This window comes from Aeromonas sp. 2HA2, from assembly GCF_029237345.1.
GTDB lineage: Bacteria > Pseudomonadota > Gammaproteobacteria > Enterobacterales > Aeromonadaceae > Aeromonas > Aeromonas salmonicida.
The window spans coordinates 45,931-64,126 of record NZ_JAACGB010000021.1 but is presented as its reverse complement, the minus strand read 5'-3'; the positions used below and the strand labels follow the sequence as shown (position 1 = coordinate 64,126).

The following is an 18,196-nucleotide window of genomic DNA, read 5'->3' as shown; positions in this document are numbered from 1 at the left end:
CAGCTGAGCTAAACGACCTGGGATTCTGGAAATGATGGTGGGTCGTGCTGGATTCGAACCAGCGACCAATTGATTAAAAGTCAACTGCTCTACCGACTGAGCTAACGACCCATCTAAATCATTTTTTTACAAACTGGTGGTCGTTACTGGGATCGAACCAGTGACCCCCTCCTTGTAAGGGAGGTGCTCTCCCAGCTGAGCTAAACGACCTGGGAATGCTTGTTGCCAAACTGGTGGGTCGTGCTGGGTTCGAACCAGCGACCAATTGATTAAGAGTCAACTGCTCTACCAACTGAGCTAACGACCCCCACCTTTGCCTGGCACTGTTCACCTTCGGCAAACAGTTTCAACTCTACTCACAAATCTGGTGGTCGTTACTGGGATCGAACCAGTGACCCCCTCCTTGTAAGGGAGGTGCTCTCCCAGCTGAGCTAAACGACCTGGGAATTCTGTCTCCACCTGATGGAGAAATGGTGGGTCGTGCTGGATTCGAACCAGCGACCAATTGATTAAAAGTCAACTGCTCTACCGACTGAGCTAACGACCCTCACCACGACCAGGACCGGCTGCAATACTGCTCCGGCTCTGACGGCGGCCTATATTACGGATTTATCATCCTGGCGCAATAGAAAATTCTTAAATTAAATCTGTTTGTTCACTGCGCATACAAAGCAGGGCCGTATTTACAAGATTGTTACGAAAACAGTGACCTACGGCAATGTTACAACTTGCTCAGACTCTGCTTGGCCAATTGGGCTGGCGAGGTATTGGGATAGCCCTTGATCACCTGCTCATAGAAGGTTTTGGCTTCCGCTTTCTTGCCATCGAGTTGTGCCAGCATACCCAGTTTCAGCAGGGCATCGGCCCGCTTGGGAGACTTGCTGAACTTGTTCGCTACCGTGGAGAACTGCGCCGCGGCACCGGTCCTGTCCCCCTTGTTGAACAGCAGTTGACCGAGCCAGTAGTGGGCATTCGGCACATAGCTCGAACTCGAGTACTGCTTGATGAACCCTTCGAAGGCGGGAATGGCCTTGTCGTAGTTCTTGTCCTTGAGCACCATGTTCACGGCCGCATCGTAGGCCTGGTTCTCATCCAGATTGGCAGAGTAGTTTGCCGCAGGGGCTGCACTCGCACCGGCCGCAGGCGTGGCGGGGGCAGCAGCAGGCTTGCTGTTGGCCACCTTGTCCAGCTCTTGATAGAGCTGACGCTGACGCTCTTGCGACTGTTCCATCTGGTAGGTTTGCTGCTCCAGCTGGCCACGCAGTTCAGAGACCTCACCTTGCAGGGAATCGACCTGTTGCTGCAATTCGGCCTGCAGACGCAGACGGGCATTGAGGGTGCGTTCCAGCAAGGCAACCCTGTCTTCCAGGCTGCCTGTGGGCATGATGGCGCCATTGTTGCCGCTGAGGGCCACGCCACCACCGGCATTGCCACTGAGGTCGCTCACAGGCGCAGCCGCCTGAGCACTCAGTGCAAATAAGACGGCCATCACAATAGTCGCTTGCTTATACACGAGCTTCATTCGGAATAAACCTTAGCGTTTAGTGCAAATAAAACGGCCATCGAAATGGCCGCTTGCTTATATACGAATTAAATTCGGATCAAACCTTAGTAAACCAGAACCGCACGGCGGTTTTTGGCAAAGGCATCCTCGGTGTGAGACAGATCCAGCGGCTTCTCTTCGCCATAGCTGACGATGGAGAGCTGCTCAGCCTGCACACCCAGGGTTTGCAGATACTTGGCAACAGCCTTGGCACGACGCTCGCCCAACGCGATGTTGTATTCCGGAGTACCGCGCTCATCGGCGTGGCCTTCGATCAACACCTTGACAGACGGACGCTCACGCAGGTAGCTGGCGTGTGCATCCAGCAGGTCGGCGTACTGACCCTGAATGTCATAACCATCAAACGGGAAGTAGATCACGTTGTCACGTTGCAGTGCTTCAAATTTCTGACGCATCTGCTCTTCCGGGGACAACATACCGTTGGCGCCACCGGTTTGTACACCGCCCATGCCGTCGGTCATACCTGACTCGGCGCCTGCGGCGTCAGAATCAGAAGAGGAGCTACAAGCGGCCAGGGTGAACAGTGGCAGTGCGATGGCCAAACCCTTGAGCAGTTTATTGAGTTGCATGCTATTTCCTTAAACCTTTATAACAAAACAAAAAACAATCGAATTTTTATCAATTCAAAAAGGGCGACCAAGCTGGTGCACGAATTTCACCGCTACTGGTCGGAAGGACCGCCTTGAAACGACCATCGGTCGATACCAACGCCAGGCTCTTGCGACCTTGATAGATGGTGGCATAAATGATCATGCTGCCATTGGGAGCCACACTTGGCGACTCATCCAGAGCACTCTGGGTCAATACCAACATTGCTCCGCTTTCCATATCTTGACGAGCGATGCGATATTGTCCCTGAACCCGGGTCACCATCACCATGGACTTGCCGTCCGGCGTGACAGAGGCACCCTGGTTGGATTCTCCTTCCCAGGTCATCCGGCGAGTGACGCCAGTCGCCAAATTTACGCTATAAATCTGGGGTTTGCCACCACGTTCAGAGGTGAAAATCAAAGTTTGCCCGTCAGGCATCCAGGCCGGTTCAGTATCGATCACCCGGGTATTTGTCACCCTTGTCAGCTGCTTGCTTGCAACATCAATGACATAGATATCGGGCTGACCATCTTTGGACAGCACGATAGCCAATCGACGACCATCAGGAGACCACTTTGGCGCCCCGTTGATGCCGCGGAAACTGGAAATCAGGCTGCGCTGCTGGTTGTAGATGTCCTGCACATAGATTTCAGACTTCTGGTTCTCGAAACTCACGTAAGCCAACTTGCTGCCATCCGGCGACCAGGCTGGCGACATCAGCGGCTCACGGGAGCGCAGCAGTGTTTTCTCGTTGTAACCGTCGTAATCGGCAATGCGCAGCTGATACGGGAATTGGGTACCGTGCTCTATGGAGACATAGGCAATCCGTGTCAGGAAGGCACCACGCTCGCCCGTCAGACGCTCATAGACGATGTCGGAGATACGGTGAGCAAACTGGCGCATCTGGGCACCCGGTATGGTCGCCATTCGGCTGTCCAGGATGTAACCGTTGCTCTCCCCGCCCTGAGTCTTGGCCAGCTGGCCCTTCAGTACGTCGACCAGCTCGAAGTTGATCTTGTAAGTACCGTCGCCGACCGCAGCAATGGAACCGACCACGACGGCCTCAACCCCCTGGGACGCCCAGGGTGCGAAGTTGATCTCGCCACTTGAGCTAGGGGTTTGCGGCATCTGGCCACGTGCCAGCGGTTTGAACTTGCCACTGCGCATCAGGTCGTTGGAGACCACTTCCGCGATATCCTGCGGCAACTGGCCATTGCCTTCCCACTTGAAGGGGGCAATGGCAATGGGTCGCGCACTGTCGATACCGCCAGTGATAACGATGTCCAAGGCCGCCTGAGCACTCTGGCTCAGCAACAAGCAGCCAACCAAAGCAAAAAACACTTTTCTTATCATGGCTTAAACTCTCAGTTCCAATTTGAGACTCAGTTCTCTGATCAACAACCCTTGCCAATCAAAGCAGAAACACTTTCTTAAATCATTGGCGCTAGCTGAAGGCGCAGATCCTTCATCAACTCGAACGCTGCCGGATCTTTCGGCACCGGCAACTGGTTTGCCTTCAATACGGCCGCTTTGCCGGAACGACATACTGCCGGGTCACCCTGGCCGTTATCTACCGAGATGACAAAACCAGTGCTGGCAAGCCGTACGCCGATAGTACATGTTTTGCCCCGCATGGTGGGGTCCAAAATCATATAACGCTCAACAGTGGCCTTGATGAGAGACGCATATTTGTCGACCTCACCTTGCGCTGCTGCCGATGCCGCCTGACTGCGAGCATTGGCCTCAGCCGCCAGCTGCTGCTGCATCATGTCTTCCATCTCTTTTTGCAACTTGGCTTGCTCGGCTGCTTTACGCTTGCGCTCGGCCGCTATCTTGGCCTGCTTGTCGGCTTCAGCCTTGGCTTTCTTCTCTGCGTCAGCTTTTGCCTTCTTGGCAGCTTCTTCCTTGGCCTCCTTGGCTTTCTTGTCCGCTTCCGCCTTGGCCTTTTTCTCGGCCTCTGCTTTGGCTTTCTTGTCCGCTTCGGCCTTGGCTTTCTGCTCGGCTTCCTGCTTGGCCTTCTTGTCCGCTTCTGCTTTCTTGGCAGCCTCAGCCTTGGCTTGCTTCTCCTCGGCCTCTTTCTTCTCTTGTTCCTTTTTCTTCTTCAGCGCCAGCGCCTTGCTCTCGGCTTCTGCCGCCTTGCGTTCAGCCTCGGCTTGCTTGGTTTTCTGCTCTTCCAGCTTGCGGGTTTCCTCGGCTTTCTGCGCCTTCTCTTCCGCCAGCTTCTGCTCGGCGACTTTTTTCTGCTTCTCAGCCTCGGCCTTGCGGGTCGCCTCTTCGGCTTCCTTGCGCTTGGTCTCGGCGATACGCAGCCGCTCCTGCTGCTGGGCCAGCTCACGCTTGGCGAGGTCCGTGTCTTCCTTATCCTGCTCTTTCTCTACCTTCTGGGGCTTGGGCTGAGACTTCTGCTGCTGGATCTGCTTGGCCTGTTCGTTGAGGAAGTTCTCGTCAAGCATGACGGCATTGATGATCTGCCCCTTGGACTCTGGCCGCTTCGGTTTGCTGAAGTCGACCCCGACCAGCAAAATGATGCCGACGATCAGGTGCAGCAGCAGCGACGCGATGAGATAACCGGAAATACCACGCTTCACATCCATCTCCGTCAGTTCACCGGATCTGTCATCAGGCCAACCTGAGGCACGCCCGCATTCTTGAGGGCCACCATCAGCAGTATCACCTCTTCGTAGCGCACGGACTTGTCACCCGCCACCACGACGGGGGCGTTCTGGTTGATGGCCAGATAGCCCATGGCCTTTTCGGTGATGTATTGCTGCATCGCCTCGGGCGTCCCGGCCGGCACCGGCTCATCGTCGGCCTCACCGGCCTTGATGACGTACTCGCCTTCGGTATTGACGCTGACAATGAAGGGGGGCTTGGCATCTTCCGGCAACTGCTCGGATTCTGCTTGCGGCAGGTCAACCTTGACCCCTTGCGTGATCACCGGCGTCACCGCCATGAAGATGATAAGCAGCACCAGCATGACGTCGATATAGGGAACCACGTTGATCTCGCACACCTTCTTGCGCCGGATCCGCTGATAGGTTTGCATTACTGATCACCCTGCTGCTGTGCAATTTGACGGTTCAGTATGGTGGTGAACTCGTCCATGAAGTTGGCGTAGGCGTTCTCCAGCTTCTCTACCTTGTTGGTAAACCGGTTATAGAAAATAACCGCAGGAATGGCGGCAAACAGGCCCATGGCGGTCGCGATCAGCGCTTCCGCGATACCTGGAGCCACCATCTGCAAAGTAGCCTGCTGTACCTGGCCCAGGGCGATAAAGGCGTTCATGATGCCCCATACGGTACCAAACAGGCCGATATAGGGGCTGATGGAGCCGACGGTTGCCAGCACGGGCAGGTTGGATTCCAGCTCGTCCACCGCGCGGGAAAGCGATACCCGCATGGCACGATAGGTACCGTCCATCACCGCATCCTGGCCACGGGCGCCCGCCTTGAGCAGGCGAGCATACTCCTTGAAGCCGGAATAGAAGATGTCTTCCATGCCTTCGATATCATCGCGGCGGGAGGAAGACTCCTGATAGAGGCGGTTGAGATCGACCCCGGACCAGAAGCGGTCTTCAAACTGCTCGGATGCCAGATTGGCCGCCTTGATGACCTTGGAGCGTTGAAAGATCAGCGCCCAGGAGACAACCGACATCCCCATCAGGGTCATCATGACCAGTTTTACCAACAGGCTGGCTTGCCAAAACAGGCCAATAAACGAAATTTCAGCGTGCACTTAACAGCACTCCCTTCACATTTTCTGGTATTGCAACAGGTTTCATATGCGGATGACTGACACAGGCTATCTGTACCATGGCCTGGGTGATCAGTCGTCCATCAGCCGCCAGGATCTGCTGTGAGAAGCGCATGGATGCACGTTTCACTTCAGTCACTTGCGTTATTACGGTCAACAATTCATTAAAACGGGCCGCCGAGCGGAAATCGATCTCTGTTCGACTCACCACAAACGCGAATCCGGCTTGCAGCAAGACATCCTGTTCGATGCCGCCGCTGCGCAGAAACTCGGTGCGAGCACGTTCCATAAACTTGAGATAATTGGCGTTGTAGACGATGCCCCCGGCGTCAGTGTCTTCGTAGTAGACACGTACCGGAAACTCAGAGACTTCCCCCATAAAAATCTGTGATCCATTCGACAGTCAGATGGGGGGCTATCATAGCGCAGGGCTGAATAGGAAAGAAGCAGGGGGAGACAGGGAAATCCTGCCTCCCCCCGTTTTTTATGAAAGGAAATAGCCTTGGGTCAACCAGAGCCCATACAACAAACTGGGCAAGGCGAGCCAGGGGCAAAACAGCACTCGGCCAATGAGGCTGCGGGGATGAAATCCCAGCCCGTGCATGACGCCGCAACAGACCGCCCACATCAGCCAGGGAGCGAGCAACAGCCCATGCTCACTGGTGTTGGCGGCCACCAGGTTGGGGGCCTGTAAAATAGCGACGGCCAACAGGGCCGCCGCTACCAACATCAACCCCTGCCAGGGTTGGCGCTCCAGAGGAGCGGCCAACCGGGCGAGCCGATCACTTGTCTTCATCGATCTGACGATCCATGTTCTCGCTGTGTTCCAGCCAGAGCGCATTGATGATGCCAAATGAACACGCCAGCAACAGACCCAGGATCCAGGTGAAATACCACATATCAGGGCACCTTCTTAGTAGAGCGATTGTTGGTTGTCTTCGATGTGCTTGCTGGTCACCCGACCAAACATCTTGACGTAGGTCCAGATGGTATAAGCCAGCACAATCGGTACCAAGATAGCTGCCGCCACCGTCATCACCTTCAGGGTGTTGAACGATGCGGTGGCATCCCACATGGTCAGGCTCAGTGACGGCTCGAGGCTCGAGGGCATCACGAACGGGAACATGGAGAAGCCTGCGGTCAGGATCACGCAGGCAACCGCCAATGAAGAACAGGTAAACGCCACCCAGCCTTTATTCAGCTTGGCAAACAGCGCAGTGAGCAGGCTCATGGAGAGGCCCAGTACCGGCGCGGCTATCATCCAGGGATAGAGGGCATAGTTGTTCATCCAGGCACCGGCCTGGCGCACCACTTCCTTGTTCATGGGATTGGAGACCGCATCGGTCGCAGCCGCCTTGACGACCACGTAGCCGTCCATGCCACTCACCCACCAGCCAGCCAGGCCGAACAGTACCAGAGTCAGCAGGGAGCAGATCATGGCAGCAGTGCGGGAACGCGCCAGCACCTCACCATCGGTCTTCATCATCAGCCAGGTCGCACCCTGAGTGACCAGCATGAACAGACTCACCAGACCGGCCAGAATGCCGAACGGATTGAGCAGGCCGAAGAAGTTGCCGTGATAGGTCAGCATCATGAACTGGTTGAATTCGAACGGCACGCCCTGCAACAAGTTGCCAAAGGCCACCCCGAACACTATGGGGGGAACCGCACTACCGGCGAACAGTGCCCAGTCCCAGTTGCTGCGCCACTTGGCGTCTTCACGCAGGGAGCGATACTTGAAACCGACCGGACGGAAGAAGAGCGCCATCAGGGTCAGGATCATGGCGATGTAGAAGCCCGAGAAGGCCGCCGCATAGACCATGGGCCAGGCCGCGAACAGGGCACCGCCCGCCGTGACCAGCCATACCTGGTTGCCTTCCCAGTGCGGGCCCATGGTGTTGAGCATCACCCGACGCTCCACATCCTTCTTGCCGACGAAGGGGAGCAGTGCGCCCACCCCCATATCGAAACCGTCGGTGATGGCGAAGCCGATCAGCAAGACGCCAACCAGTACCCACCAGACCAGACGCAACATTTCGTAATCAAACATGGGTTACTCTCCTTATACCTTGCTCTGTTCGAAGTGGTACTTGCCCGTCTTCAGGCTGCTTGGGCCCAGACGCGCATACTTGAACATCAGGTACATCTCGATGATCAGCAGTACGGTATAGAACAGGAAGATCCCGATCAGGGAGAACCAGATCTCGGACGCAGGCACGTTGGATGCAGAGAGCGAGGTCGGCAGCACTTCGGCTATGGTCCAGGGTTGACGGCCATACTCGGCGACAAACCAGCCCGCCTCGATGGCGATCCAGGGCAGCGGGATACCCCACAGCAGGGCTTTGAGCAGCCACTTGCGCTCACCGATACGGTGACGAGCACTGTCATAGAAGGCCAGACCGATCAGTACCAGCATCAGCATGCCGCAGGCAACCATGATGCGGAAAGCGAAGAACAGCGGCAGAACCTGCGGGATGGAGTCATCCACGGCGGCCTTGATCTGTTCGTCGGTCGCGTCTGTCACATTGCTGGTGTAACGCTTGAGCAGCAGACCGTAGCCGAGATCCTGTTTCACTTCATCGAAGCGTGCCAGGGTATCTTCGGACTTGTCGCCGGATTGCAGCTTGGTCAGCAGGTCGTAAGCGTTCATGCCGTTACGCACACGCAGCTCGTGCTCGCTCTTCAGATCCTTGAGGCCGGTCACCTGGCCGTCCAGAGAGCGGGTAGCAATGATGCCGAGCGCATAGGGGATCTTGATGGCGTAATCGGTACGCATCTCTTCCTGATTCGGAATGCCGAACAGGGTAAATGCAGCCGGTGCAGGTTCTGTGTCCCACTCGGCTTCGATGGCCGCCAGCTTCACCTTCTGCACTTCACCTGTCTCGTAGCCGGACTCGTCACCCAGGATCAGCACAGAGAGGATGGAGGCCATACCGAAGGCAGCTGCGATGGCGAAGGAGCGACGGGCGAAGGCCACATCACGATTCTTCAGCAGGTAGTAAGAAGAGATGCCCAGCACGAACATGGCGCCCGTGGTGTAGCCAGCCGCGACCGTATGGACGAACTTGACCTGAGCGACCGGGTTGAAGACCAGCTCGGCGAAGCTCACCATCTCCATCCGCATGGACTCGAAGTTGAACTCGGCACCGACCGGATTCTGCATCCAGCCGTTGGCAACCAGGATCCAGAGGGCGGAAAGGTTGGTTCCCAGCGCCATCAACCAGGTGGCAGCCAGATGCTGACGCTTGGTCAGGCGGTCCCAACCAAAGAAGAACATGCCGACAAAGGTGGATTCCAGGAAGAACGCCATCAGCCCTTCGATGGCCAGCGGGGCCCCGAAGATATCGCCGACATAGTGGGAGTAGTAAGCCCAGTTGGTACCGAACTGAAACTCCATGGTCAGCCCTGTGGTAACCCCGAGGGCGAAGTTAATACCAAACAACTTGCCCCAGAACTTGGTCATGTCCCGGTAGACAGTGTTGTTGGTCATCACATAGACAGATTCCATGATCGCCAGAATGAAGGCCATTCCGAGCGTCAGGGGCACAAACAGGAAGTGATAAAGGGCCGTCGCAGCAAATTGGAACCGCGATAGGTCTACCACATGCTCAGCAATCATGATGTTTCCTCACCGATTATTGGCACGGCTATTTTAAGTTTTAAGGACAAAGCTTCCGTTGGAAGTCCCCGAATGATCGGTCATGTTCCAGTTTGCACTGACGACCGGTTTCGACTGCTACCAGCATTAACAACAAGGCAATATTGAGGAACAAAAAAAGCTAATGTTTAACAATTGCAAAACAATCTAGCTTGCTTTATTCCTGCCCATAATGACCGGTGTTTTATATCACCTTTATTTGATTGAAATCAATGTAAAACCACCATGAATACATGCCTTTTAAAGGCATTTTCACGCTCAATTCCATTTAATTTGGAGAGCTGTGTCACAAAAAAATGAAAATCACAAATCATTGATTTAAATCAATTTTATTATCTCGATCAATAAGTGGCAGTTCTGTTAAAAAATGACTTCCAACGTGAATTTCATTATGTTTCCCCCGCCTGCCAACGCTGCCAACTAACTCAATTTAAAACCAGTAAAAACGCATTTTCATGCTAATTGAACAGACCAGATAAATGATTAGTTAATCTAATCTGACATGCTCAATTTTTCTTGTTTGTCCGAGTCAGACAGAGCCCCTACAATGCGCCTCGCAGTGAGGGCATCCCCTTGGATACAGGCCGGTCAATCCGGGTTCCCGGCACGTATTCGATGAACATTTCGAACCTGTCTATTGGAATTTAAGATGAAAAAGTTTGTTGCTAAAACCATCCGTTACTACAAGCTTTCGTTCGTTCAGCTCTATCAAATGAACCGACTCTGAGGCCTCGCGACGGCTCCTCTGTTTTTTCCGGTCTGTGTCCAGACGCACTCACTGTCTGTGAACATCCATCCTGAATTGTCTTTGCCCACCGCCTGTGCCGTGGGCTTTTTTATGTCCGGATAACAAAAAACCGCCCTTGATGGCGGTTTTTTGTTCAAACAGCTGTTTTCACCTTTCATCTGGCCGTTGCAGGCCAAAATGTGCATAAGCTCTTGGTGTCGCCATCCGCCCTCTGGGTGTACGTTGCAAGTAGCCCTGCTGGATCAAATAAGGTTCCAGTACATCCTCGATAGTATCTTTTTCTTCACCTATGGCAGCCGCCAGGTTATCGAGACCCACAGGGCCCCCCATAAACTTGTCTATGACAGCCAACAATAGCTTGCGGTCCATGAAGTCGAAACCTTCATTGTCCACGTCCAGCATGTCCATGGCACGGGCCGCTATGGGTCCATCGATCCGGCCATCAGACTTGACCTGGGCAAAGTCGCGCACCCGGCGCAACAAGCGGTTAGCAATACGCGGCGTACCGCGAGAGCGACGGGCCAACTCCAGGGCGCCGTCACCTGTCATCTCCAGTCCCAGACAGCGAGCACTGCGAGAGACGATATCGGTCAGATCCTTGACGTTGTAAAACTCCAGCCGCTGGACGATGCCGAAACGATCCCGCAGCGGGCTGGTCAGGGAGCCGGCCCGGGTGGTGGCCCCGATCAGGGTAAAGGGTGGCAAGTCGAGCTTGATGGAGCGAGCGGCAGGGCCCTCCCCTATCATGATGTCGAGCTGGTAATCCTCCATCGCCGGATAGAGCACCTCCTCCACCACTGGGCTGAGACGGTGGATCTCATCGATAAACAAGACGTCGTTCGGTTCGAGATTGGTGAGCAGGGCAGCCAGATCACCGGCTTTCTCCAGCACAGGGCCCGAGGTGGTCTTGATGTTGACCCCCATCTCGTTGGCGACTATGTTCGCAAGCGTTGTCTTGCCCAGACCCGGCGGGCCGAAGATCAACAGGTGATCGAGTGCCTCACCACGCTGGCGGGCCGCCTCGATGAAGATCTCCATCTGCTCGCAGACGGGATCCTGACCTGTGTAATCGGCCAGCATCTTTGGCCGTATGGCCCTATCGATGATCTCATCCTCACGCACGCCAGTGGCGGAAATGAGACGGTCCGCTTCAATCATTGCCTACCTCACACCAGACTACGCAGGGATTCACGGATGATATCTTCAACCGACATTCCCTCTTTGGCTATCTTGCTGACGATCTGGCTGGCCTGCTGCGGCTTGTAGCCAAGCGCCACCAGTGCACTGGCCGCCTCTTCGCTCGAATCCGGGGCACGCAGGACGCTCTCCCTGGCTGGCAGGCTGATCTCGGCCGGCGAGAAGAGATCGTGGCTGACCCAGCCCTTGAGCCTGTCCTTCATCTCCACCACCAGCCGCTCGGCGGTCTTCTTGCCCACGCCTGGCAACTTGATCAGGGAGCTTATCTCCTCACGCTCGACACTCAGCACAAACTGGGTGGCGGTCATGCCGGAGAGAATGGCCAGCGCCAGCTTGGGGCCGACGCCATTGGTTTTGATCAGCTCGCGAAACAGCGCCCGCTCCTGCTTGTGATTGAAGCCATACAGCAGCTGTGCATCTTCCCGCACCACGAAGTGAGTGTGGATGGTCACTTCCTTGCCGATCTCGGGCAGATCATAGAAGCAGCTCATGGGCATCTGTACTTCATAACCCAGGCCCCCGACTTCCAGCAGCACCTCGGGGGGTTGTTTCTCAATGACTACGCCTCTCAAGCGACCAATCACGGCTCTCTCCTCGCCAAACCATCTATCTGTAAATTGGGTCATAGCATAAAGAATAACTGGATAAGTATCCAGCATAGGGCTATGACGGATGACAGAGGATTCTCGGCATTCTGGCGCTTTCGGAGCCATGCTTGGATCGGATCTGGGCAGTAACTTTATTTTCCACCGGGAATGGCGGATCTTGGCCATTGATAGAACACTGAGTTGGGTTTGTTCGGAACCAAGGAAGGTCCTGCATCATGAAAATTGTCACTACATCGAATCTTGGGCTGACTATCCTGCTCAGTTGCACACTGGGCATGGGCGCGATCGGCTGGTATGGCAGCCAGCGGCTGGCCGACTTGCTCTCCTATGTATTGGGCGCCGCCTGGCAAACCGCCGATGGCGCCATGGAGGGATCCATCGAGCTGGGCAACCAGTCCCTGTATATCCAGAAAATGCTCAGAGGCATGCCCCTCGACGAGCCCGAGCTGCAGCGAGCCAAACAGGCAGCCACCGAGGCCCTGCAACGGGTTGAGGAAGGCAAGCTCATCGATACGACGGCCATCAGTACCATGAACCAGCATGAGCAGACGTATCAGCAACAGCAGGAAAAACTGCTGACGCTCTACCGCACCTTTACCGGTATCGATCAGGCACTGCGCGCCAGTTCGGAGCGCATGTCACGCCTCTCAACCCAGCTGGAGGTGATCGGTGATGGCGCGGTCGAGAGCCTCACCCAGTCCCCTGATCAGGCCATCAGCTGGAACGGCGGCCTCTCCACCCGCTGGCAGGCGGCTGACGGCGGCATGGAGGCCAACATAGGTTTCCTGCGTCAGCTCTATGCTCTGGAGAAGATGCAGAGTGAAGGCCCCACCCCCGCCATCCAGGCCGAACTGGCGGAGGCAAACCGCTTCTATCAGGAAGCGGTGGACGGCATGCTGGCGACCGGCCTGTTCGATGTGCCCGGTGAAGGGGAGTTTGCCGGCCAGTCGCTTTCCACTCAGTATCGCGCCCTGCTGGCCGACAGCACGCGGCTGACAAGTGAGTGGATCGCGGCCCTGACTGATTACCAGCGCCAGCTGGCTCTTTACGAGAGCAGTGCCGAACAACTCAAACAGGCGCTGGTCGAGGTCGAGGCCCAGGGCGATGCGACCGTCGAGGATCAGGTGAACCAGCTCAATACCATCATCGGCTATACCAAAAACCTGATCCTGGGCGGTCTGGTGCTGAGCCTGCTGATTGTCACTCTGTGTGGCTTCTGGCTGGTACGCACCATAGTCAACCCCCTGCTGCAAGTTGACAAACGCATGCAGGACATAGCCGCGGGCGACGGGGATCTCAACGCGCGCATCAACCTCAAGCGGGACGACGAGCTAGGCTCGCTGGCGGGCAGCGTTGATCGCTTCATCGAAAAGCTGCAAAAGATGATCAGCTCCACCATGGACAACAATCAGCACATCAGCGACCACGTGCACACCTCGGTCAACCGGGTCGAGGCCATCAGCCAGAGCAGTCGTCAGACCGCCGAGCATGCCCAGGCGTTGCACCACGACAGCGAGCAGATGGTACAGGTCGCCACCTCCATCTCGGATAACTGCAGTCTGGCCGCGCAAAATGCCAATCAGGTCCGTCAGCTGACCACGGAGAGCAGTCAGTATGTGGCCTCTGCCAGCGCAGGCATGCAGCGAGTGGTGGTGGAAGTGGGAGAATGTGCCAATGCCATCAACGCCCTCAAGGAGCAGACCAACCTGCTGGCCCTCAACGCCGCCATCGAGGCAGCCCGGGCCGGCGAAATGGGCCGGGGCTTTGCCGTAGTGGCGGACGAGGTACGCACCCTGGCCAACCGCACCGCCGCCTCCAGCGCCGAGATAACCGAGGTGATCAACAGCATTCAGCAGCAGACCGAGAAGGCTTATCTGATGATGCAGCGCAACCTGAAAACCGTGGAATCGGGGATGGAGGACTCCGACAACACCAAGCAGATCCTGTTCAAGGTGGAGGAAGCCATCGACCATCTGGCCGACATGGTGCAGCAGGTGGCGGATGCCACAGGTCAGCTCTCCCACACCCTGAGCCACACCTCGGACAAGGTCTCCGGCATCAGCCTGCAGGCCCAGACAGGAGAGCAGGAGGCGCAGGAGTGCCTGCAGCTGGCCTCCTCCCTCCATCAGGCCAGCCTGCTGCAACAGCGACTGCTGTCGCAATTTCGGGTCTGACACGGGCGGGGGCCCCGCCCCCGCTTTCTCCCGCTGCGCTAAATTTAGCCCTTGGGCCACAGGGCCCTCCCTGTTAAAATTCCGCTCTTGAATTTATCCAGGGCCCCGCGGCCCGTCTTATCTAAGGTCACGAGCGATGCGTACCAGCCAATACCTGCTTTCCACTCTCAAGGAAACCCCGTCCGACGCCGAAGTCGTCAGTCATCAGCTGATGCTGCGCGCCGGCATGATCCGCAAACTGGCCTCCGGCATGTATGCCTGGCTGCCGTCCGGCCTGCGGGTACTGAAAAAGATCGAGAACATTGTTCGCGAAGAGATGAACAATGCTGGCGCCATCGAAGTCTCCATGCCGGTGGTACAACCCGCCGAGCTGTGGCAGGAGTCAGGCCGCTGGGACGACTACGGCCCCGAGCTGTGCCGCCTGACCGACCGCCACAACCGCCCCTTCGTGCTGGGTCCGACCCACGAAGAGGTGATCACCTCCCTGGTCCGTTACGAAGTGAACAGCTACAAGCAGCTGCCGCTCAACCTCTACCAGATCCAGACCAAGTTCCGCGATGAAGTGCGTCCCCGTTTCGGCGTGATGCGCGGTCGCGAGTTCCTGATGAAGGACGCCTACTCCTTCCACATCGACAAGGCCTCGCTGATCGAGACCTACGAGCGGATGCACGCCGCCTACTGCGCCGCCTTTACCCGCATGGGGCTGAACTTCCGTCCTGTACAGGCCGATACCGGCTCCATCGGCGGTACCGGATCCCATGAATTTCAGGTACTAGCCGAGAGCGGTGAAGACTTGATTGCCTTCTCCGATACCTCAGATTACGCCGCCAACATAGAGATGGCCGAAGCGCTGGCACCCGTTGGCGAGCGCGCTGCCGCAACCAAAGCCCTGACCAAGGTTGCCACTCCAAACGTCCACACCATCGACGAAGTAGCTGCTTTCCTGAGCGTGGCACCGACCGCCATCGCCAAGACCCTGTTGGTACTGGCCGAAGCGGATGAGCACGGCAAGCAGGCCGTCATCGCCCTGGTACTGCGTGGCGATCACGAGCTGAACGAGATCAAGGCCGAGAAGCTCCCGGGTGTTGCCAACCCGCTGACCTTCGCCAACGACGAGCAGATCAAGGCTGCCGCTGGTTGCGATGCGGGCTCCATCGGTCCGGTCGGCTTTGCTGGTCGCATCATTGCCGATCGCAGCGCCGCCCATCTGGCGGACTTCGTCTGCGGCGCCAACGAGACCGGCTTCCACCTGACCGGTGCAAACTGGGATCGCGACATCGCTACCTATGAAGTTGCCGACCTGCGCAACGTGGTGGAAGGCGACCCGAGCCCCTGCGGCCAGGGCAAGCTGCTGCTCAAGCGCGGCATTGAAGTGGGCCACATCTTCCAGCTGGGTACCAAGTACTCCGAAGCCATGAAGGCGAGCGTGCTGAACGAGGGCGGCAAGTCCGTCACCATGGAGATGGGTTGCTACGGTATCGGGGTTTCCCGTCTGGTGGCTGCGGCCATCGAGCAGAACAACGACCAGTACGGCATCATCTGGCCAGACGCCATAGCTCCGTTCGAAGTGGCCATAGTGCCGATGAACATGCACAAATCCGAGCGAGTGGCCGAGCAGGCACAGCAGTTCTACGCCGAGCTGAAAGCCGCCGGTGTGGACGTGCTGTTCGATGACCGCAAAGAGCGCCCGGGCGTGATGTTCGCCGACATGGAGCTGCTGGGTGTGCCACACGCCATCGTCATCGGCGATCGCGGTTTGGACAACGGCGTGGTGGAGTACAAGTGCCGCCGCTCCGGCGAGAAGCAGGAAGTGGCGATCAAAGAGATCGTTGCCATGCTCAAGGCCAAGCTGGGTCGTTAATCCCACGCCGCCACTGCTGGTATAAAAAAGCGCGCCAATCGGCGCGCTTTTTGTTTTCTGCAGCTAGCCCTGAGCCTGAAAGGCTGAAGGGCCATCAGATCCCCCTACGACTCAGGCTCGCAGGGCCGTCATCAGCTGGGTGACGACGCCATCGAGCAGGGCGCGGTCGGGGCGGCACTGGGCGAAGGTGACCAGACCCTGGATATTGATCAGCAGGAAGGCGGTCAGAGTCGGGATATCGCGATCGGCCACCAGATCCCCGCGCTGCTGGGCGAGACTCAGGATCTGCGCCAGATCGGCGTCCAGCTCGGCATAGATGGCCTTGAGCCGCAGGTGCAGCTCTTCGTCCTGCTCCGCCAACTCCATCAGGGTACGCGTCACCAGACAGGTGCCGCACAGGGCATCGTTCACTATCTGGCTGAGGTAGGCCTGCACCCCCGCCAGCGGACTCTGGCCGGCAAAGAAGCCACGGCGCAGCGCGCTTTTTTCCTGCACATAGTGATCGACCGCCGCCAGCAGCAGGCCGCGTTTATTGCCAAACGCCGCGTAGAGGCTGCCCGGATGCAACCCGGTCGCCGCCACCAGCTCCTGCATGGTGGTCTTGGCGTAACCCTTGGCCCGAAATGCCTCCATGGCATTTCGCAAGACGTCGTCCCGGTTGAACTCGGCGCTGCGCATGGTTTCTCCGTTGAAAAAGCGATCACCGGCGCAGAGCCGATGAGGGGGAACAAAAAGGGCGGCAAGTTTACCCCAGCAGGCAGGCAAGACCAACCCATGTTGAATGCTCGTTCAAAAAAGACTTGCACACAAAACAAAAAACGTCTTGAATGCACGTTCAAGAATCACTCCCTCAGGACAGACGATCATGAATACCCTGTTTCAGCCCTATCGCCTCAACGACACCCTCACCCTCGCGAATCGCTTCATGATGGCACCGCTCACCCGTTGCATGGCCGGCCCGGGCCTGGTGCCCACCGAACAGATGGCCGCCTATTACGCCCGTCGTGCCGACATCGGTCTCATCATCTCCGAAGCCACCATCATTCGTCCGGACGGCCAGGGCTATCCCAATACCCCCGGACTCTACAGCCCGGAGCAGATCGAAGGCTGGAAAAAAGTCACCAGCGCCGTACACGCCAATGGCGGCAAAATCTTCGCCCAACTGTGGCACGTGGGTCGCCTCTCCCATCCTTTCTTCCATCATGGCGAAGTGCTGGCACCGTCTGCCGTCGCCCATGAGGGCACGGTACCGCGCATGCGCGAGCTGGAGTATCAGGTCCCCCGTCCCCTGACAGTGGCCGAGATAGGCCAGCTGGCCGAGGATTACGCCCAGGCCGCTGCCAACGCCATTGAAGCAGGTTTTGACGGGGTGGAGATCCACGGTGCCAACGGCTACCTCATCGATCAGTTCCTGCACCATTCGAGCAACCTGCGTACCGATCAGTACGGCGGCAGCCCGGAAAACATGAGTCGCTTCGCACTGGAAGTGGTGGATGCGGTCAACGCCCGCATCGGATCTGAGCGGGTGGGCCTGCGGCTCTCCCCCGGTGCCTATGTGCATCTGGAAGGTGACAAGCGGGATCGCGCCGTGTTCGATTATCTGCTGGCCGAGCTGAACCAGCGCGCCCTGGCCTATGTGCATCTGGGCATCTTCGATGACAGCCTCACCTTTGACTATCTGGATGGCCACGCCTCCGACTATCTGCGCGCCCACTACGACGGCCATCTGGTCGGAGTTGGCAACTACAGCGCCGACACAGCTCTGGATGCCATCAAAGCCAACCGGTTCGACCTCATCGCCATTGGCCGCCCGCTGATCGCCAACCCGGACTATCTCGCCAAAGTGCAGAAGGGCGAGGCACTGACCCCTTATGCCGACGCCATGCTGACAGAGCTGGTGTAAACACGCCGGTTCATGACCAACCAAGGATGGGATCCGCGCCCCCGGGCGCGGGTTTCCAATGTTTGGGCCCCTTTCGGGCCCTTTTTTATGTCCGGCCTCTCCTTGTCCGCCTCATGATCCACCACTCAACCCCCATAAA

The 18,196-nt window shown here is 57.1% G+C and carries 17 protein-coding genes and 5 tRNA genes; 3 read left to right on the top strand and 19 right to left on the bottom strand.

Going from position 1 to position 18,196, the window contains the following annotated elements; translation table 11 throughout:
- Window positions 1–35 precede the first annotated feature (35 nt).
- The 18 genes from GWQ29_RS20310 to ruvA all read right to left on the bottom strand — a co-directional run bounded on the left by GWQ29_RS20310 (window position 36) and on the right by ruvA (window position 12,095).
- A tRNA-Lys gene (locus GWQ29_RS20310) sits at window positions 36–111 on the bottom strand.
- Window positions 112–134: 23 nt separating this feature from the next.
- Window positions 135–210: transfer RNA gene (locus GWQ29_RS20305), tRNA-Val, on the bottom strand.
- A gap of 21 nt (window positions 211–231) precedes the next feature.
- Window positions 232–307 (bottom strand) — tRNA-Lys (locus GWQ29_RS20300).
- A gap of 58 nt (window positions 308–365) precedes the next feature.
- A tRNA-Val gene (locus tag GWQ29_RS20295) sits at window positions 366–441 on the bottom strand.
- A 30-nt stretch (window positions 442–471) separates the two neighbouring features.
- Window positions 472–547: transfer RNA gene (locus GWQ29_RS20290), tRNA-Lys, on the bottom strand.
- A 174-nt stretch (window positions 548–721) separates the two neighbouring features.
- Window positions 722–1,522, bottom strand: a complete 801-nt coding sequence (gene ybgF, locus GWQ29_RS20285) for a tol-pal system protein YbgF (protein WP_275920193.1) — start codon at window positions 1,520–1,522, stop codon at window positions 722–724.
- 86 nt (window positions 1,523–1,608) lie between these two features.
- Window positions 1,609–2,133 (bottom strand): peptidoglycan-associated lipoprotein Pal, encoded by a 525-nt coding sequence (gene pal / locus GWQ29_RS20280; protein ID WP_005313284.1) that lies wholly within the window; start codon window positions 2,131–2,133, stop codon window positions 1,609–1,611.
- Window positions 2,134–2,182: 49 nt separating this feature from the next.
- Window positions 2,183–3,508 carry a Tol-Pal system beta propeller repeat protein TolB gene (tolB, locus tag GWQ29_RS20275; RefSeq protein WP_096119680.1) on the bottom strand — a complete coding sequence of 442 codons (1,326 nt, stop codon included), beginning with the start codon at window positions 3,506–3,508 and terminating at the stop codon, window positions 2,183–2,185.
- 77 nt (window positions 3,509–3,585) lie between these two features.
- Window positions 3,586–4,749, bottom strand: a complete 1,164-nt coding sequence (gene tolA / locus GWQ29_RS20270; protein WP_275909894.1) for a cell envelope integrity protein TolA — start codon at window positions 4,747–4,749, stop codon at window positions 3,586–3,588.
- 5 nt (window positions 4,750–4,754) lie between these two features.
- On the bottom strand, window positions 4,755–5,201 hold the full coding sequence (gene tolR, locus GWQ29_RS20265) for a protein TolR (protein WP_005313291.1): 447 nt from the start codon (window positions 5,199–5,201) through the stop codon (window positions 4,755–4,757).
- Window positions 5,201–5,890 carry a protein TolQ gene (gene tolQ / locus GWQ29_RS20260; RefSeq protein WP_005313294.1) on the bottom strand — a complete coding sequence of 230 codons (690 nt, stop codon included), beginning with the start codon at window positions 5,888–5,890 and terminating at the stop codon, window positions 5,201–5,203. Before tolQ ends, tolR begins: the two co-directional genes overlap by 1 nt.
- The gene (ybgC, locus tag GWQ29_RS20255) at window positions 5,880–6,287 is read right to left on the bottom strand and encodes a tol-pal system-associated acyl-CoA thioesterase (protein WP_005313296.1); all 408 of its coding nucleotides are present in this window, start codon (window positions 6,285–6,287) and stop codon (window positions 5,880–5,882) included. Before ybgC ends, tolQ begins: the two co-directional genes overlap by 11 nt.
- A 105-nt stretch (window positions 6,288–6,392) precedes the next feature.
- On the bottom strand, window positions 6,393–6,704 hold the full coding sequence (locus tag GWQ29_RS20250) for a cyd operon YbgE family protein (RefSeq protein ID WP_005313299.1): 312 nt from the start codon (window positions 6,702–6,704) through the stop codon (window positions 6,393–6,395).
- A complete protein-coding gene (cydX, locus tag GWQ29_RS20245; protein WP_005313303.1) occupies window positions 6,691–6,807 on the bottom strand; it encodes a cytochrome bd-I oxidase subunit CydX in 117 nt (38 codons plus the stop codon). The genes GWQ29_RS20250 and cydX overlap by 14 nt, the downstream gene beginning before the upstream one ends.
- A 14-nt stretch (window positions 6,808–6,821) precedes the next feature.
- On the bottom strand, window positions 6,822–7,958 hold the full coding sequence (cydB, locus tag GWQ29_RS20240) for a cytochrome d ubiquinol oxidase subunit II (protein ID WP_275920192.1): 1,137 nt from the start codon (window positions 7,956–7,958) through the stop codon (window positions 6,822–6,824).
- 12 nt (window positions 7,959–7,970) lie between these two features.
- Window positions 7,971–9,527: a cytochrome ubiquinol oxidase subunit I gene (locus tag GWQ29_RS20235; RefSeq protein WP_005313307.1), complete on the bottom strand. Its 1,557-nt coding sequence runs from the start codon at window positions 9,525–9,527 to the stop codon at window positions 7,971–7,973.
- A gap of 934 nt (window positions 9,528–10,461) precedes the next feature.
- Window positions 10,462–11,472, bottom strand: coding sequence for a Holliday junction branch migration DNA helicase RuvB (gene ruvB / locus GWQ29_RS20230; RefSeq protein WP_005313309.1), 1,011 nt, complete (start codon window positions 11,470–11,472; stop codon window positions 10,462–10,464).
- A gap of 8 nt (window positions 11,473–11,480) precedes the next feature.
- Complete coding sequence (gene ruvA / locus GWQ29_RS20225) at window positions 11,481–12,095, bottom strand: Holliday junction branch migration protein RuvA (RefSeq protein ID WP_005313314.1); 615 nt, start codon at window positions 12,093–12,095, stop codon at window positions 11,481–11,483.
- A gap of 239 nt (window positions 12,096–12,334) precedes the next feature.
- On the opposite strand from ruvA, the gene GWQ29_RS20220 reads away from it, so the two are divergent.
- Both GWQ29_RS20220 and GWQ29_RS20215 read left to right on the top strand, forming a co-directional pair.
- Complete coding sequence (locus GWQ29_RS20220; protein ID WP_275920191.1) at window positions 12,335–14,293, top strand: methyl-accepting chemotaxis protein; 1,959 nt, start codon at window positions 12,335–12,337, stop codon at window positions 14,291–14,293.
- Between the two features lie 136 nt (window positions 14,294–14,429).
- Window positions 14,430–16,154: a proline--tRNA ligase gene (locus GWQ29_RS20215; RefSeq protein WP_275920190.1), complete on the top strand. Its 1,725-nt coding sequence runs from the start codon at window positions 14,430–14,432 to the stop codon at window positions 16,152–16,154.
- A gap of 111 nt (window positions 16,155–16,265) precedes the next feature.
- Here the strand turns inward: GWQ29_RS20215 and GWQ29_RS20210 are convergent, their stop codons facing one another.
- The gene (locus GWQ29_RS20210; protein ID WP_275920189.1) at window positions 16,266–16,832 is read right to left on the bottom strand and encodes a TetR/AcrR family transcriptional regulator; all 567 of its coding nucleotides are present in this window, start codon (window positions 16,830–16,832) and stop codon (window positions 16,266–16,268) included.
- A 187-nt stretch (window positions 16,833–17,019) separates the two neighbouring features.
- Between GWQ29_RS20210 and GWQ29_RS20205 the strand changes: the two genes are divergently transcribed.
- A complete protein-coding gene (locus GWQ29_RS20205) occupies window positions 17,020–18,057 on the top strand; it encodes an alkene reductase (protein ID WP_192896352.1) in 1,038 nt (345 codons plus the stop codon).
- Window positions 18,058–18,196 lie beyond the last annotated feature (139 nt).

Bases quoted from the DNA above. Each gene is read 5' to 3' on its own strand.
- cydB (WP_275920192.1), bottom strand. From the start codon at position 7,958: ATGTTTGATTACGAAATGTTGCGTCTGGTCTGGTGGGTACTGGTTGGC.
- tolR (WP_005313291.1), bottom strand. From the start codon at position 5,201: ATGCAAACCTATCAGCGGATCCGGCGCAAGAAGGTGTGCGAGATCAAC.
- ybgC (WP_005313296.1), bottom strand. From the start codon at position 6,287: ATGGGGGAAGTCTCTGAGTTTCCGGTACGTGTCTACTACGAAGACACT.
- GWQ29_RS20215 (WP_275920190.1), top strand. From the start codon at position 14,430: ATGCGTACCAGCCAATACCTGCTTTCCACTCTCAAGGAAACCCCGTCC.
- GWQ29_RS20235 (WP_005313307.1), bottom strand. From the start codon at position 9,527: ATGATTGCTGAGCATGTGGTAGACCTATCGCGGTTCCAATTTGCTGCG.
- pal (WP_005313284.1), bottom strand. From the start codon at position 2,133: ATGCAACTCAATAAACTGCTCAAGGGTTTGGCCATCGCACTGCCACTG.
- tolB (WP_096119680.1), bottom strand. From the start codon at position 3,508: ATGATAAGAAAAGTGTTTTTTGCTTTGGTTGGCTGCTTGTTGCTGAGC.
- GWQ29_RS20205 (WP_192896352.1), top strand. From the start codon at position 17,020: ATGAATACCCTGTTTCAGCCCTATCGCCTCAACGACACCCTCACCCTC.
- GWQ29_RS20250 (WP_005313299.1), bottom strand. From the start codon at position 6,704: ATGAAGACAAGTGATCGGCTCGCCCGGTTGGCCGCTCCTCTGGAGCGC.
- ybgF (WP_275920193.1), bottom strand. From the start codon at position 1,522: ATGAAGCTCGTGTATAAGCAAGCGACTATTGTGATGGCCGTCTTATTT.
- cydX (WP_005313303.1), bottom strand. From the start codon at position 6,807: ATGTGGTATTTCACCTGGATCCTGGGTCTGTTGCTGGCGTGTTCATTT.
- GWQ29_RS20210 (WP_275920189.1), bottom strand. From the start codon at position 16,832: ATGCGCAGCGCCGAGTTCAACCGGGACGACGTCTTGCGAAATGCCATG.
- GWQ29_RS20220 (WP_275920191.1), top strand. From the start codon at position 12,335: ATGAAAATTGTCACTACATCGAATCTTGGGCTGACTATCCTGCTCAGT.
- ruvB (WP_005313309.1), bottom strand. From the start codon at position 11,472: ATGATTGAAGCGGACCGTCTCATTTCCGCCACTGGCGTGCGTGAGGAT.
- tolA (WP_275909894.1), bottom strand. From the start codon at position 4,749: ATGGATGTGAAGCGTGGTATTTCCGGTTATCTCATCGCGTCGCTGCTG.